The organism is Megasphaera sueciensis (genome assembly GCF_050219315.1).
GTDB lineage: Bacteria > Bacillota > Negativicutes > Veillonellales > Megasphaeraceae > Megasphaera_A > Megasphaera_A sueciensis.
Map to the genome: position 1 here is coordinate 870,366 of NZ_CP116939.1, position 17,967 is coordinate 888,332.

At 42.4% G+C, this 17,967-nt stretch carries 13 protein-coding genes; 1 reads left to right on the forward strand and 12 read right to left on the reverse strand.

Annotated elements, in window-relative coordinates:
- Window positions 1–3 precede the first annotated feature (3 nt).
- The 7 genes from NXG62_RS04180 to mfd form a co-directional block, all read right to left on the reverse strand.
- Window positions 4–786, reverse strand: coding sequence for a TSUP family transporter (locus tag NXG62_RS04180; RefSeq protein WP_427113720.1), 783 nt, complete (start codon window positions 784–786; stop codon window positions 4–6).
- Between the two features lie 12 nt (window positions 787–798).
- Window positions 799–2,151, reverse strand: coding sequence for a divergent polysaccharide deacetylase family protein (locus NXG62_RS04185; protein ID WP_427113721.1), 1,353 nt, complete (start codon window positions 2,149–2,151; stop codon window positions 799–801).
- 76 nt (window positions 2,152–2,227) lie between these two features.
- On the reverse strand, window positions 2,228–3,391 hold the full coding sequence (locus tag NXG62_RS04190) for an MGDG synthase family glycosyltransferase (protein ID WP_427113722.1): 1,164 nt from the start codon (window positions 3,389–3,391) through the stop codon (window positions 2,228–2,230).
- A 118-nt stretch (window positions 3,392–3,509) separates the two neighbouring features.
- On the reverse strand, window positions 3,510–3,788 hold the full coding sequence (locus NXG62_RS04195; RefSeq protein ID WP_091648908.1) for an HU family DNA-binding protein: 279 nt from the start codon (window positions 3,786–3,788) through the stop codon (window positions 3,510–3,512).
- A 58-nt stretch (window positions 3,789–3,846) separates the two neighbouring features.
- Window positions 3,847–5,010 carry a nucleoside triphosphate pyrophosphohydrolase gene (gene mazG / locus NXG62_RS04200; protein WP_427113723.1) on the reverse strand — a complete coding sequence of 388 codons (1,164 nt, stop codon included), beginning with the start codon at window positions 5,008–5,010 and terminating at the stop codon, window positions 3,847–3,849.
- Between the two features lie 22 nt (window positions 5,011–5,032).
- Window positions 5,033–6,616, reverse strand: coding sequence for a putative polysaccharide biosynthesis protein (locus NXG62_RS04205; RefSeq protein WP_427113724.1), 1,584 nt, complete (start codon window positions 6,614–6,616; stop codon window positions 5,033–5,035).
- On the reverse strand, window positions 6,609–9,908 hold the full coding sequence (mfd, locus tag NXG62_RS04210) for a transcription-repair coupling factor (protein WP_427113725.1): 3,300 nt from the start codon (window positions 9,906–9,908) through the stop codon (window positions 6,609–6,611). Before mfd ends, NXG62_RS04205 begins: the two co-directional genes overlap by 8 nt.
- 206 nt (window positions 9,909–10,114) lie before the next feature.
- On the opposite strand from mfd, the gene NXG62_RS04215 reads away from it, so the two are divergent.
- Entirely contained in the window at window positions 10,115–11,722 is a 1,608-nt protein-coding gene (locus tag NXG62_RS04215) for a peptide chain release factor 3 (protein WP_427113726.1), read from the forward strand.
- A gap of 56 nt (window positions 11,723–11,778) precedes the next feature.
- On the opposite strand, the gene NXG62_RS04220 is transcribed toward NXG62_RS04215, so the two are convergent.
- From NXG62_RS04220 to NXG62_RS04240, 5 genes are all read right to left on the reverse strand, one after another.
- Window positions 11,779–12,528, reverse strand: coding sequence for a TVP38/TMEM64 family protein (locus NXG62_RS04220; protein WP_427113727.1), 750 nt, complete (start codon window positions 12,526–12,528; stop codon window positions 11,779–11,781).
- A gap of 30 nt (window positions 12,529–12,558) precedes the next feature.
- Window positions 12,559–13,434 (reverse strand): DMT family transporter, encoded by an 876-nt coding sequence (locus NXG62_RS04225; protein WP_427113728.1) that lies wholly within the window; start codon window positions 13,432–13,434, stop codon window positions 12,559–12,561.
- A gap of 29 nt (window positions 13,435–13,463) precedes the next feature.
- Window positions 13,464–14,966, reverse strand: coding sequence for a threonine synthase (gene thrC / locus NXG62_RS04230; RefSeq protein ID WP_427113729.1), 1,503 nt, complete (start codon window positions 14,964–14,966; stop codon window positions 13,464–13,466).
- 215 nt (window positions 14,967–15,181) lie between these two features.
- On the reverse strand, window positions 15,182–16,540 hold the full coding sequence (locus tag NXG62_RS04235; RefSeq protein ID WP_427113730.1) for an APC family permease: 1,359 nt from the start codon (window positions 16,538–16,540) through the stop codon (window positions 15,182–15,184).
- A 180-nt stretch (window positions 16,541–16,720) separates the two neighbouring features.
- Entirely contained in the window at window positions 16,721–17,944 is a 1,224-nt protein-coding gene (locus NXG62_RS04240) for a class I SAM-dependent rRNA methyltransferase (protein ID WP_427113731.1), read from the reverse strand.
- Window positions 17,945–17,967 lie beyond the last annotated feature (23 nt).

Consider the following 17,967-nt stretch of genomic DNA (forward strand, 5'->3'; position numbering starts at 1 on the left):
TTATTACACCACTCCTAAATAATTCAAAGCTAATTTACCAATAAGTACACTTGTAACAACCAGCATAACTATGCGAATAAAAGACGAGCCTTTAGTGATTGCCAAACGTGCTCCAAAGTAGGCACCCAAAAACAAAGATACTGCCATAGCAATGCCATACCCATACAATACTTTATCCCAAAAAACAAAAAGCACAAATGAAGTAATATTACTCATCATGTTAAGCATCTTGGCATTTCCTGCTGCAACGACAAAATCAAAACCTGTCATAACAAAGCCAACAATGAGAAATGTCCCGGTTCCCGGACCGATAAACCCATCATAAATACCAATAGCAAATGCGATCAAACACCACAACAATATTTTTTTTCTTGTCTCTCCCTGATAGGTACTTATACTCCCCCAATCACGTTTAGTCATAACAAACACAGCAGTAGCAACAAGTGCACAAATAATGATGGGTTTAAGAATTTCCGCTGATAAATGGAGCATACATACAGATCCGATACCCGCACCAATAAAAGTAAACGGAAGTAATTTTTTAACAAAATGCATATCCACTTTACCAGCCCGCCAAAACTGATACGAGCTCATTAAAATACCAAACGTCGCAGAAAATTTATTTGTCCCCAACGCATAATGGGGCGGTAATCCTGCAGTTAAAAGAACCGGCAGGGAAATAAGGCCGCCACCGCCGGCAATGGAATCTATAAACCCTGACAAAAAACCTCCGCACATAACAAATAACAGTGTACCCAAAGAAAAATCCCCACCAAATGCTTCCACAAAACATCCCCCTTATTGCATTAATTCTGAAGCGAAGACGATATCTACCCCTTCATCATGCAATTCATCAATCATTTCTGCAATCGCTTCTGCCGTATTAGGCCGGCAATGTCCGATAACAATACAGCTGCCATTATTCACAGCAATGTGTCCGGCCTGACGAATGCGTTTTTTTACAGATTCCACATCTGCATCATTATCAAGGAATAAGGAATTGCGTCCAGTCGCTATTCCCATCGACGCTGCCGTCTGTGCCCCAATGGAGGCACTGTTTGTACGACTGTCAAGGTATATAAGTCCTCGTTGTTTCATAACCTCCATTACAGCCTTCATAACACGGCTGTCTGCCGTCGCTCCTGATCCCTGATGGTTATTCATGCCGATTGCATGAGGCACCTGATCCAAAAGTTCATTTACTGTCGTTTTAATTTTGCTGTCGCTCATATGGGTACCGATATATACAGTTTCTGAAGAAGGAACATTCAATGGCTGCATCGGCATGTGGACAAAAATTTGTCTTCCCGCCGCATATCCCAGATTCGCACTCAACGTAGTATATGGTTTATACGGCATCACGGCATAGGTAAGAGGAATGGAAAGAGTATTCAATGTATATATAACATCGGTCCGTGAACCGCAATCATCAATAACAATGGCCAATCGGCCTTTAATGGTATTCGGATGTGTCTGCGGACTACTGCTGTTATCCGTTTTATCCTCTGAACTTTTTTTCACAATTCCCGATTTTGATCCAGCAATAACGGTTTTAATTTTTTCTATAATACCTACTGAGGTCCCCGGCGCCGTTACATACAGTTTTTCAACAACAAGATATAACTGTTCCTTATCCAGCATATCGAAAAGAGCGATATCATATTCTGTAACTTCAGTACCGTTGAAATTTGTTTTTCCCACATTATATAAAACAGCTTTATCACCGCTTATAGCTAATTCTTTTTCTAAAGAACTGCGGGAAAATGTTTCTTTCGGTATTACCTGCATGCGGTTTGTCGTCCAAAAAATTTTGCCATGTGTCGCCCGGCGGTTCTCTTCACGCTTAGCCGTATCAATAACAGTTATAGCCGCGCCCTGTGACTTCATCCATGTATCTACTGCATCTTGAAGTTCTTTGGACGCCTCCGTATAATCCATATTTTTTCCAGAAGCCCTGCCTCCTTCAATCTGTGTCATCTTTTCATCGGCCACATGTTTTGAAGAGCTGGTATCGTTTATATTCCAATATGCGCCCACACACAATGCTATCATAAGAAATAAAATAGACAATGGTTTTATGAGAGTTTCTTTCCTGCACACAGATGTTGAAGAAGTACGCTTTTGTGGTTGACGTCTGGATTTTCGTTCCATAAGTTACTCCTTTATAATAAAACCGGAGTTGCGAATAACTGTCTGCTATTCAATACTCCGGTTGTAAAATCATATATTATGCCCGGGTATCGGAACATTCCGCAAAGCCCATATTGGCAACATGCGCTGCTTCTTCAAGCTGCAGCATCTGTAAAACTTGTTTACCGACAATTTGTGCCCCATAGCGATGACATGCTACACTAGCTTGAGACATATGCCGCAATTCTTCTGGATTGGTCATAAGTTCAGATACGGTTGAAACCAACTCTTCCGAATGTTTCACCCAGCGAGCACATCCTTTTTTCTGCATATACGTAGCATTTGCCTCTTCCTGACCTGGAATCGGACTGTATAAAACCATCGGAATTTGAACGGTAGCTGCCTCCGTACAAGTAAGTGCTCCCGGTTTAGTAACAAGCAGCGTTGCCTGAACCATCAAGGAAGAAATACGGTTTGTATAGCCATATACATATACAGTATGTCGTAATTCACTGCGCATTTGAGACACTTGATCGTACAAATCCGCATTATATCCAGCAACGACAGTAAAACTATCCACGTTGTCAAGTTGATCAAGAAGCGCCAATGATTGTTTAATGGACCCCATGCCAAGACCACCGCCCATAATCAGTATATTACGTTCCCGCTTACGACTTGTTTCCAATTGCCACCGTTCCTGTTGAAACGTATTGCGAATTGGGATTCCTGATACAATAATTTTCTGTCGATCAATGCGCTGGTGAATAAGCAGGTCTTTAATTTGTGAAGCCGCAACACAATATAAATCCATCTGCTGATATATCCAAAACTGATGGATAGCAAAATCTGTAATGACCGCTACAAGTGGAATATCAATGCGATGCTGTCGTTTTAAAAGAGCCGCCGCAGCAGCTGGAAACGGGTGTGTAAATACAATAATGTCCGGTTTTCTTTCCGTAATAACACGCATCATACGCCGTTTCAAGCCCCATGCTACCATGGTCTTTACCATCATTCCCTTTTTGTATCCTTGCGAAGAGTAATACATCAAATCATACAACATAGGAAATACATCCAAGATTTTTATGTACGTTTCCTTAACCAAATTATCAATGGAAAGAAAATCATTGGATAAAAAGTCCACATGCTCTACTTCACATTGTCCGGGAACCTGTCTTAAATATTCTTCTATTGCTCGTGCTGCCTGCGTATGTCCAGCACCAATTGATGCTGACAGAATAAGCACCTTTTTCTTTTTCATCCTGTTTCCCTCTTTTGACAAGACTTATGAAACAATTGGATATATTACTATGTTACGACAAAATCCAAGAAAAGAAAAGGGCCGTATTAAGATGCGGCCCTTAGTACATTACAAAAGCTTATTTTTTATTAACCATATCTTTCAACTGTTTACCAGCTTTAAATGCCGGAGTCTTGGAAGCTTTGATTTTGATTGGCTTGTTGTTCTGGGGATTGCGACCTTCACGAGCTTTACGCTGGCGTACTTCGAAAGTACCAAAGCCGATAATTTGTACTTTGTCACCTTTATTCAAGGTTTCGCTGATGGAAGCAAACACAGCTTTTACAGCCTTTTCAGCGTCTTTCTTTGTCAAATCGGACTTCTGTGCAACACTAGCAATCAATTCTGTTTTGTTCATAACAAATCCTCCTTTTTTCTGTTACATCTATAAATTCGCTGCTAAATGAATTCCGTCCCTATACGGTGGAACTACGCCCTTCGATTTCCTTTGCTTCCTTCCAGAAATCATTCAATTCCAGCAGGGTGAACATCTGCCAGGATTTACCGCTTTCCTTAACTTTATCTTCCACGTAAGAAAATCTACGACGGAATTTGCTGTTAGCACGATGTAACGCACATTCCGGCTCTATACAATGCCGCCGAAATAAATTGACCAACACAAACAAGACATCACCTGCTACTTCTTCGATATGGGTCGGATTTTTCTCCTGCAGAGCATCTTTCAGCTCCTGCACTTCTTCTTGTACTTTATCCCAAACCTGGTCAGTTACTTCCCACTCAAAACCTACCTTGGCAGATTTCTCTTGAAGTTTATATGTTTCAAGTAAAGAAGGCATTCCTTTTACCACACCGTCAAGAAGATGTTGATGCTGCTGTCGTTGTTCTCCTTGCTTTAATCTATCCCAGTTTACCATACTCTTACCTATGTTTTCAAGCTTTTTCTTATCGAAAACATGCGGATGTCGTCTAATCATTTTATCGGTAACATCTTTCACGACATCCTGTGCACTAAATAGGCCTTTCTCTTCAGCCAATCGGCAGTGAAATGCAATCTGATACAGTATATCTCCCATTTCTTCCCGAATACCCAGCATATCGTCCATATCCACCGCATCCAGCATTTCGTACACTTCCTCCAGTAAGTAACGTCGCAGCGTACGATGTGTTTGTGCTCTGTCCCACGGACATCCATGATCATCACTCCGCAGCTCTGCCATAACATCGAGCAGGGGCTGCATATCAAACGGCAATCCTATATCAATCGGACTTCCTGTTTCGATAGCTATAGCAATGCCCGGATTCACCTGCCGAACCTGTTCATCCAATTGTTTTGCTACAGGATCGGCAGCCGCATCGACAGTAATATATAATACTTCATGTTGCTGTGCCCATTGCAGCAGCATGGAAACGGCTTCCTGGCAGAGAACTTCCTGTCCAGCAATCACCCGCACACATGGTAATCTTTTATATGTAATGTTTTCTTTTTCCAAAAAGTCCATAATATGGGGATAATGGTTACTCACAAATACAATCTCTGCCTGCTGCATCTTCCGGTACGCAGAAAGGCTAATGGACTCATCAGGGAACATGCCTACTGATATAAGTCGAATATTTCTCATAGTATCCTCCAAAAACGATTTGTTAATGATGCAGTTTCCCCATTATTTGATTCAATTTTTCCCCTGCGATTGGTATTTTCTGCACATCGTCAGGAGTCACCGCATGTACTAGCAGCAAACCCGCTAAATAGATGATAATCGCTGTCAATATGGCTGCCGTAGTAGCCACTGTATTACCTAACAGAAAAACCAGTGCATGATATACAAACCACGCCGTAACGCCTGTCAACGCCGATGCCGCAAGTAATTTTCCCATATATTTCCATTGTATGACATAGTGCGCGTATCGATATGCAAAATAAAGATTCAGTACCGTCGCCATTGCCAAATCTGCATTGGTCGCCCATGCCGCCCCCACTTCACCCAACCATGGAATCGCAGTCAAATGCCAGCTCAAAACGATTTTCAGCAATGCTGCTACCACCATATTATATAAAGGAATCGCTGTATGTCCCATTCCTTGTAAAAGTCCGCTGGTAACTTGCTGTACCCCGACAAGCAGGACAGACAAGGATAATACACAAATAGCCGGCCCTGCCAGCGGCGTTGCATATAGCATTTGAGAAATAGGTACAGCCAGCACCGCCATGCCAAACGTTGCCGGCATCGTAATAAGATTAGCAATACGCATCGCTGTATTCGTACGCTGCAGTACGATATCCATGCGACTGGCGGCATATGCCGCTGATACAGCAGGAACAAGACTCGTTGCTAGTGCCATCGTCAAAATAGCCGGAAGCTGCACGATACCGTTAGCCATGCCCGTCAAATACCCGAAAAGAGCCGTTGCCTGATGTACAGTATACCCCGCAGCCTCCAAGCGCTGCGGTACAATGAACAAATCAATACTAGCCACAGCAGGCAGCAGCATATTAGCTGCCGCAACCGGTACGGCAAGAATAATAAGACGTTTGATAACAGCCCCGGGAGAACTTTGCACAAACTTCCCGGTATCACAAGGCTGCTGTTTTTTTGTATACCGGTAATAAATCCAAACAATAGCGGTCAAACCGGCTATCGCACCCGGAACAGCGCCAAAAGTCGCTCCGGCAGCTGCTTTTTCAAGCCCGTAAGGCAGAAAAAAACTTGCCAGCGCCAGCATAGCACACACTCGCACAAACTGATCGAGCATTTGGGAAATAGCTGTCGGAGTCATAAGCTGCAACCCTTGAAAATAACCACGGAAACAACACGTTATAATCGACACGGTAAGAGCCGGTGCCAATACGAAAAGCGGCAAATAGGCCCGTTCATCTCGCACCAAACCGCAAGTGATAAGGAAGTTTGCACCTAAGGCTAATCCCAGTCCGCATAGTACAGCAATAATCAATGTAAAAACCAAGGTAATATGAAACACCCGCTTGGTACCACTATAGTTTCCCCTTGCCGCCTGTTCGGCAATCATAATGGAAACAGCAATCGGAATCCCCGCTCCGGCAATACTAAGCAGCAATATGTACATAGGATACGCCATTTGGTAAAGACCTATCCCTTCCCCGCCTAAAAGCCGGGAAAGAAGGATACGATTGACGCCGCCTAATATTTTAACCACAATACCGGCAAAAGTCAGTATCATAGCTCCGCGTAAAAATGAGCTCTTAGTCAAGCCGATTCCCCTTTCTTAGCCTAACAATCGACTGAAATAAATATTCAAGAAAAGACAATATATCTGTGATTCCCTTCGTAGAAACACGCAATGTAACGGATGAATCTGGAACTATCCGAAAACGTTTACACAGCGCATCTTCTAGTCGTGCCAACGGCGGCATTTCCGCAATACTCCGCCATTTTAACTCTAACCAATCTTTTTTCTCTGCAATAAGGATAAGTCCGATTTCTTTCCCCATTAATCGAATTTGTGTCGCCCGCAATAAGGTTTCCACCGGCAGGGTAGGTTTACCGTATCGGTCAATGATTTCTTGTCGCAAATCAGTAAATTCCTTCTGAGTTCGAAGCATCGCCATCCGCTGGTACATTTCAACTTTCTGGCCGCCGTTTTGAATGTAGGCGTCATCGATAAAGGCATCAATATGAATATCCATGACCGTTTTAGGCTGCGAAATTTCTCCGATCTGTCCATTTTCGTTCTGGGCTTTGGCAATGGCCTCTTCCAACATATGACAATACATGGCAAACCCTACGCTTGCTATATTTCCATGCTGTTCCCGACCTAATAAATTTCCGGCTCCGCGGATTTCTAAATCCCGCATAGCTATTTTAAATCCAGAACCCAGTTCTGTAAACTCCTTGATAGCCTGTAATCGCTTTTCAGCCACTTCCGAAAGAATTTTATCCTTGCGGTACAAGAAGTAGGCATATGCCATACGATGACTGCGTCCTACACGCCCACGCATCTGATATAGTTGTGACAACCCGAAATGATCCGCATCATAAATAATAATGGTATTGGCATTCGCCACATCAAGACCATTTTCAACTAAACTCGAACACAACAACACATCATACTGTCCTTCGTAAAAATCAAACATAACTTGTTCAAGCATGGCACCACTCATTTGTCCATGCGCAATTCCAATTGTAATATCCGGCAATAATGCTTGAAGCTCCTCCTTCATACGCTCAATAGTGGCCACTCGATTATAGACAAAAAATACCTGTCCACCTCGTCTTTTTTCCCGCATTATCGCATCATGAACAAGGTGGGCATCATATTCAACGACATATGTCTGTACAGGAAAACGATCTGTCGGCGGTGTTTCAATAACGCACATTTGGCGCACTCCGACCAAAGACATATGTAAGGTTCGCGGAATAGGTGTTGCACTCAACGTCAACACATCGATATGAGCTGCCCACGATTTCCATTTTTCTTTTTGTGCTACACCGAATCGCTGTTCTTCATCGACAACAAGAAGTCCAAGATTTTTAAAGCGGACCTTTTTGTTCAATAAACTGTGCGTACCAATCAATACATCAATTTCCCCAGTCCACACATTCGCTAAAATATCTTTTTTCTCTTTAGCCGAACGGAACCGGTTCAATACTTCACAACGTGCCCCGAAATTACGAAATCGTTCTGTAAAGGTTTGAAAATGCTGCTGAGCCAACACCGTTGTGGGTACAAGCACTGCAACCTGCTTGCCGCCCATCACAGCCTTAAATACAGCCCGCATGGCTACTTCCGTTTTACCAAAGCCGACATCTCCACATACCAAACAATCCATCGGATACGGCTGTTCCATGCTCTTTTTTATCTCTACAACCGCTTTGAGCTGATCTTCGGTTTCTTCATATGGAAATGCCTCTTCAAACTCTTTTTGCCATGGTGAATCGGGTGGATATGCAAATCCCGCAACAATTTCCCGCTGTGCATAAATAGCTACCAGCTTTTCCGCTAAATCAGTAATTGATTTTTGGGCCTTACTGCGGGTCTTTTGCCAGTCATTCCCCCCCATCGTATGAAGTTTCGGGGCTTCGCCCTCATTGCCTATATACCGCTGCAATAGATTGATTTGATCGGTCGGAACATATAATGTATCTTTCCCAGCATAGTGAATTTCCAAATAATCTTTATGAACATCATCCATTTCAATGGTTTTGATTCCCACATACTTACCAATGCCGTGTACTTCGTGAACGACATAATCTCCCACTTTGAGATCCGTAAAATAATTGATTTCTTCACCCTTTTGCACATGATGGCGCAATCGGTGTTTCTGCATGCCATATATATCGCGTTCGGAAAGCATAACCAGTCTGGCATAGGGCAATTCAAATCCGTTGCGTATCTCACCATCGGCAATATAAACAGCTGCCGGAATCAACTCCTGCTCCCCCTCATAAAACACAGGTTCTATGTCGTTCTGCCGAAGCCAGCTGGATAATGAATCACTGCGCTGTTTACTGCTAATAACAAAAATAACAGAATTTTTATTTTCTCGCCAATGATCCAACTCATCTTTTAATAAAACAAACTGTTTTTGAAAACTTGCCATTGTCTTTGCAGTAAAACTGGACGACTCATCAATAAACATATCCGGCACAGACTGTGCTAAAAGAGACAAAATAATCTGTACACAGTCTCTGGTCTCGCCAGCAAATTTTTTCCAAGGACAAAGCCATTTTTTGTAATCATCCGATTCCTTTACAACTTTTTTCAATGCTTCGCGAGTCCGATTCGGTTCATCCCATATAATAATACCATTATCCATATAATCCAGAATCGTCGATTTAAATATACCCGCTTCCGTTCCTAAAGACACCGGCAATATACGGATTTCTGCAACCTGTCGGACAGATTTCTGCGTATTGGCATCAAAAAAACGAAGACTATCAATCTCGTCTCCAAAAAATTCTATACGCACGGCTGATTCCTGATTTATAGCATAAATGTCCAAAATATCCCCACGGACCGAAAAATGACCGCGACGATCCACCATATCCACTCGCTCGTAGCCACCGTTTACAAGATGTTGAAGCAATGCATCGCGATCGCATTCCGTTTGTACCCGCAGTTCGACAGCTGCATCATCAATAACCTGAGGAGTCACAACGTACTGCGCTGCTTCTTCCGCTGTAGCAACCACAACATCTGGACGCTGCTGGCGCAAACCACTCAACACCTCCATCTGTCTGGCAGCTCGCTCCATACTTTTAGCCGTTGTTGAAAAAACAGCTCTGTCCACGAGCGGAAAATCAAGCGTTTTCAAAGCAGGTGCAAAAAACTGCAAATCAGAAATCCAGGAAACCTGCTGCTCTTTTGTCGGCACAACAATAACGGCCTTTTTCCCCGACATAGCCAATGTCATGCCGGTAAAAGCGACCTTTGCAGAACCTCCGAGACCATATATGCTATGGCATCCGGTAATAGTAAAAAGCTTACGCGAAGAAGTCAGATTTGTATCCTCACACATTCTTTGATATAACATATCATTCATATTCAAATTACCTCACAGCAAAGGGGGCTTTAGATACGCTAAAGCCCTCCACTGCCAGTCATTCGGCAGTCATTTTTTATTTGTTGTATCATTATAACACACATCACACGCTAACGCTAATAGAAAGATATTTTTCAAAATGAATTGCATATAATAGAAAAAACTTTTATAATTAATAATGTTTGATAAACTGAGTGAGGTGTATTATGTCCTTAATAGAAGAAATTAACAAACGTCGTACCTTTGCTATCATCTCTCACCCAGATGCCGGCAAAACGACTTTAACTGAAAAACTGCTGCTCTACGGCGGTGCCATTCATCTGGCCGGTTCCGTCAAAGCAAGAAAAACAACAAAACACGCCGTATCGGACTGGATGGAAATTGAAAAACAACGTGGTATCTCGGTTACCAGCTCAGTCTTGCAATTTGATTATGCAGGTCACCACATCAATATTTTAGATACCCCGGGTCATCAGGACTTCAGTGAAGATACCTACCGCACACTGATGGCCGCCGATAGCGCCGTCATGCTTATTGACGTAGCTAAAGGCGTAGAAGCACAAACAAAAAAACTGTTTCGTGTTTGTAAAGAACGGGGCATCCCCATTTTTACTTTTGTCAATAAAATCGACCACTTTGGCCGCAATCCGTTTGACCTTATGGATGAGATAGAAAGTCTTCTTGGCATTCACGCCTATCCTATGAATTGGCCCATCGGCCTCAATGGCAGTTATCAAGGAATTTACGACCGCGAAACAGCCACTATCGAATTATTTGAAAAAGATACCTCCCACGGCCAGCACAAATTGGCCTCCACAAAGGGATCTGCTGACGACCCTGTTTTCCGTGAACTCCTGGAAGAAGACGTACACCAATCGCTGATCGATGATATATCTCTTCTCGACGAAGCCGGCGATACGTTTGATTTCGAAAAAGTAAAAAACGGTCAGCTTACCCCTATGTTCTTCGGTTCCGCCATGACCAACTTTGGCGTCAAGCCATTTTTGGAAAAGTTTCTAAAAATGGCCCCCCAGCCGCAGCCGCGTAAAACGTTAGAAGATATAATCGATCCTGCCTCCGAAGAATTTACATCATTTGTTTTTAAAATCCAGGCCAACATGAATCCCCAGCATCATGACCGTATCGTATTCATGCGCATTTGTTCAGGAAAATTTGAAAAAGGTATGACCGTTAATCATCGTCAAAGCGGGAAGACCATACGTCTTATGCAGCCTCAGCAATTTTTAGCCACAGAACGCACTATTATAGATGATGCCTACCCCGGTGATATTATCGGAGTCTTCGACAATGGTACCATGGGCGTCGGGGATACGTTGTATACGGGAAAAAAGAAAGTTACTTTTGCTGACTTTCCCGTATTCCCACCGGAATTATTTGCCCGCATTCGTGCGAAAGATACAATGAAGCGCAAACAATTTTTGAAGGGGATGACGCAACTGGCCCAAGAAGGTGCTGTGCAAATTTTTGAAAATTTAGGTTCTATGGAAAGTTACATTGTCGGTGCCGTTGGTGAGCTGCAGTTTGACGTATTGGAATACCGGCTCAAACATGAATATGGTGTAGAGTTGGAAATGAATCGTCTTCCTTTCTCTGTTGCCCGCTGGATTCAAGATAACGGCCACGATTACAAAGAAATGAAAAACATTGACAGTGCTATGATTGTTAAAGATAATAAGCAGCGTCTGGTTCTCCTTATTTCCAATGAATGGCAGACAAACTGGATCATTGAACGAAATCCCGGATTTACCTTCTGCACTACTCCTGATAATTTAAAACGGGAAGACGAAGAATAATCGTCTTCTTTATACACGATTCCCCTTTTCCTGCCAGTCAAGAAAAGGGGATTTTTTTATACATCATGACTTTTACGATCTTGATCAATTTTAGACTCTACAGCCTTTGCCAAAGCCGTTGTTTTGCGGCGGCGATTCCAATACCATAGCCCGCCGTACACAATTACTACAGCAATCGTCACTATCGTAAGCCGCATAGCATGTTCTTCATAGTTAACAACATCATGCCCCAAAATAACTTCTATCGCCACAGAGGGCAGTTTTCCAATCAAGCAGCCGATAACATAATCCCGATAGCTAATACTGCTCAGCGCCCCTAATGCCGTTACTAGGCCGTTAGGAGCATACGGTACCGCCCGGGCAGCGATCATCGCCTTTAAGGTACTGTAACGATCAAGCTTACTGAGCATTTTACTTTTCTTGATAAGTGTTTCCGCACTTTTACGAAACAGTGTCCGCATAAAGAAAAAACTGATAATAACACCAATCGTTTCTCCCAGCCAAGACACCAGTGTACCGACATAGATACCAAACAACACGCCATTTGCTGTCGAAATAAAAATAGAAGGCAAGAATCCTACAATGTTAATCACAATATCAATAATCATGCTGACCAGCATCGCCCATATGCCAAAAGACCGAAGATACGCTATAGTACCATGCATATTGCCGCTGACAGACAATTCCCATACGGTACTGTAAAAATCGGGAATCGCTGCATATATACCAGCAAGCACCAGCAATAACCCTATAAAGAAAATTGCTTTGATATGGTTTTCGTTAAGCTTCCTTTTATGAATTGACATGACATATCTCTCTTTCATGAGTCATATATGCTATCGTATTTTAGTTTCCCGCATATCCATCACTCGATCGCGTTTAATCTTAGATAAATACATGGATCCGCTAATAATACACACACCACCGGCTACAGATAAAATCGTCATGATTTCACCAAAAACAAAAAATCCCCATACAGCGTTAAAAAATACACCTGTATACTGAATAAAGCTTACCACAATCGGATCTGTCCAGGCATAGGCATTGGTCATCCAAATTTGAGCCAATACAGATATAACTCCCATTGCTAAAATATACAGCCATTCGATGCCCTGGGGTCCTATATAATCATTTCCCATCAGGATAGCTCCGGAAATAGTGGCACAAATCAAAAAATAAAAAACAACTTCATATTGATGATGACCGCCGCCATTCGTCAATTTGCTGATTGTCGTATACACCGCTGCCGACAATACGGCCTGCGCCAATGCAAAAAGTGCATAGGAATTAAACGTGCTGTAATTCCAAGGATGCAGGATCAGGCTGGCACCCATAACAATCATAGCCATCGGGATCATCGCTTTTTTAGGTAAAATATCATGCAGAAAAACAGCCGCAAAAATAACGACGAAGAAAGCAGACAGCTGCGACAAAATAGATACATCCCCCAGCGGCATTCCCGACAAAGCATAAAACAAGCAAATCATGCCCATGCCACCTAAAACACCGCGCATAATAAGCGTCGGCACATCCCGGTGTGATAAATGCACATGCTGATAACGCATTAATCCCACAATGATAACAGAGCTGATCAATCCACGAAAAAAAGCTATTTCTCCAATAGGCAACGTAAAACTCAATTCTTTGACGAAAACGTTTAAAATACTGAAGGCCAACGCCGATATAAGCGCCATGATGACCCCTTTATTCATATAATCCCCTCTTTATTTTTATACCTGCTCTACATGTGTTCGGCATGTATCGCATCTACAAAAGACAAAACAGCTTGTCTCATTTCTTCCTTTTCAATCGTATCGGCAAAACGAACAGGCTTCATTTCCAATTCAGCCAGTGCCTTGGGCAGATATATGCCGGTACATGACGCAATGGTTTCCAACATATCAAAAGGATTATCCTTCTGTCCCAATGCCAATGCGTCACAAATGACCGGTGGAAATTTATATGGATGAGCTGTCGCCATAATAACCGTATGCCGCTGTGCCAGACCTTGTTTCCGGCGATTCAGGTAAACACCGTAAGCAACTGCCGTATGCGGATCAAGAAGATATCCAAAATCATTATAGACATGGTTGATTACCGCTCGGGTTTCATCATCATCGATCCAACCGCCGGAAAATTCTTCACGTAAAGACTTTAATTCTTCGGCACTGACAGCCATCTTGCCAGTTTTTTGCAAATCTTTTTCCCAAGCCGCCACCTTGGCACTATCCTCACCGGCAACATAGAAAAGAAAGCGTTCAAAATTACTGGAAAGCAAAATATCCATAGACGGACTGGCCGTTGTAAAAAATTTGCGTTTCATATCATATACACCGGTTTCAAAGAAATCGGCCAGTACCTTATTTTCATTGGATGCACAAATAAACTGTGCAACAGGTATTCCCATCTTTTTAGCAAAATATCCTGCCAGAATATTGCCAAAATTACCCGTCGGCACAACAACATCAAATGCTTCACCTTCTTCAATACAGCCAGAATCAACCAACGACACATAGGTTGACACATAATAAACGATCTGCGGTAGAAGACGTCCAATATTAATGGAATTCGCACTAGAGAAAAGAACTCCCTTTTCATTGGCATATGCATTGACTTCTTCATTAGTAAACACACGTTTCAGGAAACTTTGTGCGTCATCAAAATTACCATGAATAGCCGCTACGTTTACATTGTTTCCTTCCTGTTTCTGCATTTGCTGTTTTTGCATCGGACTCACGCCCAGGCTTGGATAAAAGACCATGATATTTGTACCTTCAACATCTTTGAATCCTTCCAGCGCTGCTTTTCCGGTATCCCCGCTGGTTGCCGTAAGTATTAAAATTTCTCGTTCTTCTTTTTCTTGCTTTTTAGCTGCTGTAAGTAAATAAGGAAATAGAGATAATGCCAAATCTTTAAATGCCAGCGTACGGCCATGGAACAATTCGGTAATACTTAATGCTGTATCTATAGAATGGAGCGGTACGATGCGGTTGTCTGCAAAATTCACATCATTATAAGCATTCCCTATCATCGTCTTACGTTCTTCATCGGTAAAATTAGTAAAGAAATAAGATAACACGACTTCAGCAATTTCTTGGTACTTCTTATTCTTCAAATCGGTGTACGACAAGACTCCTTCGGGAAATACTGACGGTACATATAACCCGCCATCCTGTGCCAAGCCGTGTAATAATGCGTACGACGGAGAAACCTTTTCAGATGAACGTGTGCTCCTAAAATTCATAGTAGTAAAATCCTCCTTTGTTTACACATAGTTTAGAATACGTGTACATTTTATTATAACAAATACAGGAAAAATGGCAACATACTTATCATCATACATCCCTATTATCTGCATCATAAATATAGCCGTATATCGAAATAATCTCTGATGCACGAAAAAGGCAGATTCCGAAGAATCTGCCGATATAGCCATACTTTACCGAAATCATGTGAATACTAATGTTTGCCGGCCCGGTTAAAGACTGCACCGCAAATCATAATCACTGCAAAGATAATTAAATATCCAGCCATGGATTTGCTGTGAGCATAAAAAGCCGCAACGACCATAAATAGACAACAGCAAATAGCGAAAAACGGCATAACATAACGGCGTATACTACCTAAATCCTTTTCTTTGCGCATCATTTGAACAAAGATAGGAATATACATCGCATAAATAGTGACAATCGGAAGTTCACTGCTGTCAAAGCTGAACCAGCCAAACCAGGGAACTTTCACTAAATTGGCCCCGTAAAAATATAAAAGCCATAAAGCTGCCAGCCCTAATCCCATAACACAAGCATTTACCGGCATATCAGTACGTGTATCGACTTGCTTAAACGTCGCCGGGTTAGGTCCCATATTCCGCGCCGCCAATGCATACAGGCCTCGGACACATCCCATCATAAGGCCATTCAAGGTACCCAGACAGGAAATAACGACAAAAACAAACAAAACAGTGCCACCAATATTGGAAAAAACAGACATGAAAGCGATTTTCGCCCCTTGTTCCCCATTTTTCATCATAACGGCATTTTCCACAGTTCCTGCAAGACCTATATAATACAATACATATGTCAATACAATAAATAAGGTGCCAAAGGTCAGTGCCTTAGGCAGATTTTTCTTAGCATCTTTCAATTCAGAATTGATGCTTGTTGCAATAATCCATCCTTCATATGCAAAAGATGTAGCCACAACAGCCGTAAATAAAGGATGCTGCGAACTAGTCGTCGTCACTGCGGCCTGTGAAAAGTTTTCCACGAGAATACCACTGTGGAGACCCGCAATTGTTCCCAGCACAGCCATCAAAAACAGTGGAATAAGTTTGATTACTGTCGTCGAAACTTGAAATTTACCAGCAATCTTAGGTGATAACGTGTTCATGCAAAATACGGCAATCAAGAAAAATGCCGCCAGTGTCATTGTTTCTCCACCAACGATATCCCAGCCCATGAGAACACCAAAATATCGGGCCGACACCCACGCCAATACAGAAGTCAAGGTAGGAAAATAAATAACTGCGAAAAACCAACCGATAAAATACCCATACTTCGTACCGACCATATCTTCGGCATAGTCGACTACACCATTTACTTTTTCATGACGCGTCGCCAAAGTTGCAAATACATAAGCGCAAACGACCATAATAATGCCACCGATAATCCAGGAAAGAATCCCTTCTCCTAGATCTCCACCCGTCGCCTGCAAAATCTTTTCTGCCTTAAAAAATACGCCGCTGCCTATAACAATACCGATAACCATCGCAACAGCTGTAGCCAGTCCGTATTTTTTCTGCAGCCCCTTCTCTTCCATAAAAACCACCTCCGTATAATTAAATGTGATGCATATCTATCGAAGAAGCTTGTAATGCTCCATATTATAGCATATTTATTTGTTAAAATCATTACATTTAACAAAATTTATGAAATTAATTTTTAAAATGTAAAAATACGAAAAGAACGTTACATATATTTCAGTAACGTTCTTTTCGTATTAAACCACTTGAAATAAATAAAATTTCAGATAATTTGTTTCCGGTACATTCCAAAGAATGGGATGATCGGGAGATTGCTGCCGCGCCTCTATCTGCCGCAGCGATACTCCGGCATCGGCAGCGGCTTCATGCAGCGTCCGCCGAAATAAATCTTCTCTCATAAAATGAGAACAAGAACACGTGGCCAAATACCCGCCTCTCGGCAGCAAGCGCATTGCTTTTAAATTGATTTCTTTATAACCGCGCATCGCATTATGCACGGTATGTCCCGATTTTGTAAACGCCGGCGGATCCAGAATAATAAAATCGTAAAGATGATTCTTTTCTTCTACCAGTCGTGTCAAAAGATCAAAGACATTTGCCTGCTGTACCGTAACAACAGCTTCCATACCATTTCTTCGAACATTTTCTTCCGTCATGCGAACCGCGTCCTCCGATACATCAACAGCCGTGACAACGGCTGCACCTCCTCGGGCTGCATTTAAAGCAAAGGCTCCCGTATGGGTAAAACAATCCAGTACATGACGACCGGCTGCAAGTTTTCCCACAGCCTTGCGATTATATTTCTGGTCAAGAAAAAATCCTGTCTTTTGACCATTTTCCACATCTACTTCATACAAAATTCCGTTTTCATCAATCGTCGTAACCGGCATTCCTGATGCAGACACCGATGGTGACGTATACCAGCCTTTATACTGTTCCATCCCATCTAATTCCCGCACCTTTACATCGTTCCGTTCGTAAATCCCCCGTATGGTTTCTCCCATTGCCGCCATGCCTTCCAGCAAGGCTTTGAATATAATGGATTTTATTTGATCCATGCCATAACATAAAGTCTGTACGACTAATATATCATTATACCGATCCACTGTCAGTCCCGGCATTTGATCGGCATCACCGAAAATAAGACGGCAACAAGAAAAATCAACCGTACCCATGACAGCACGCCGATACTCCAGTGCATACTGCACGCGCCGCTGCCAAAATGCTTCATCAAAACGATCATTGGCATTTGTCGACAGAATTCGTACACGAATTTTAGAAATATCATTAGCAAAGCCAGTTCCCAGATAACGCCCCTTTTCACTGAAAACATCAACAATATCTCCTGTTTTGTACTCCCCTTCCACATGGGTAACTTCTTCCCCATAAACCCACGGATGACCGCCTTTGGCAGCTTTTTCCCCTTTACGGGTCAAATACAATTTTGCATAACTTCTCATAATTCTCCTTCAACCGTTTCTGG

Excerpts from the sequence above, each read along its gene's own strand:
- NXG62_RS04235 (WP_427113730.1), bottom strand. The coding sequence starts at position 16,540 with ATGGAAGAGAAGGGGCTGCAGAAAAAATACGGACTGGCTACAGCTGTT.
- NXG62_RS04185 (WP_427113721.1), bottom strand. The coding sequence starts at position 2,151 with ATGGAACGAAAATCCAGACGTCAACCACAAAAGCGTACTTCTTCAACA.
- NXG62_RS04190 (WP_427113722.1), bottom strand. The coding sequence starts at position 3,391 with ATGAAAAAGAAAAAGGTGCTTATTCTGTCAGCATCAATTGGTGCTGGA.
- NXG62_RS04195 (WP_091648908.1), bottom strand. The coding sequence starts at position 3,788 with ATGAACAAAACAGAATTGATTGCTAGTGTTGCACAGAAGTCCGATTTG.
- NXG62_RS04225 (WP_427113728.1), bottom strand. The coding sequence starts at position 13,434 with ATGAATAAAGGGGTCATCATGGCGCTTATATCGGCGTTGGCCTTCAGT.
- NXG62_RS04220 (WP_427113727.1), bottom strand. The coding sequence starts at position 12,528 with ATGTCAATTCATAAAAGGAAGCTTAACGAAAACCATATCAAAGCAATT.
- thrC (WP_427113729.1), bottom strand. The coding sequence starts at position 14,966 with ATGAATTTTAGGAGCACACGTTCATCTGAAAAGGTTTCTCCGTCGTAC.
- mazG (WP_427113723.1), bottom strand. The coding sequence starts at position 5,010 with ATGAGAAATATTCGACTTATATCAGTAGGCATGTTCCCTGATGAGTCC.
- mfd (WP_427113725.1), bottom strand. The coding sequence starts at position 9,908 with ATGAATGATATGTTATATCAAAGAATGTGTGAGGATACAAATCTGACT.
- NXG62_RS04240 (WP_427113731.1), bottom strand. The coding sequence starts at position 17,944 with ATGAGAAGTTATGCAAAATTGTATTTGACCCGTAAAGGGGAAAAAGCT.
- NXG62_RS04215 (WP_427113726.1), top strand. The coding sequence starts at position 10,115 with ATGTCCTTAATAGAAGAAATTAACAAACGTCGTACCTTTGCTATCATC.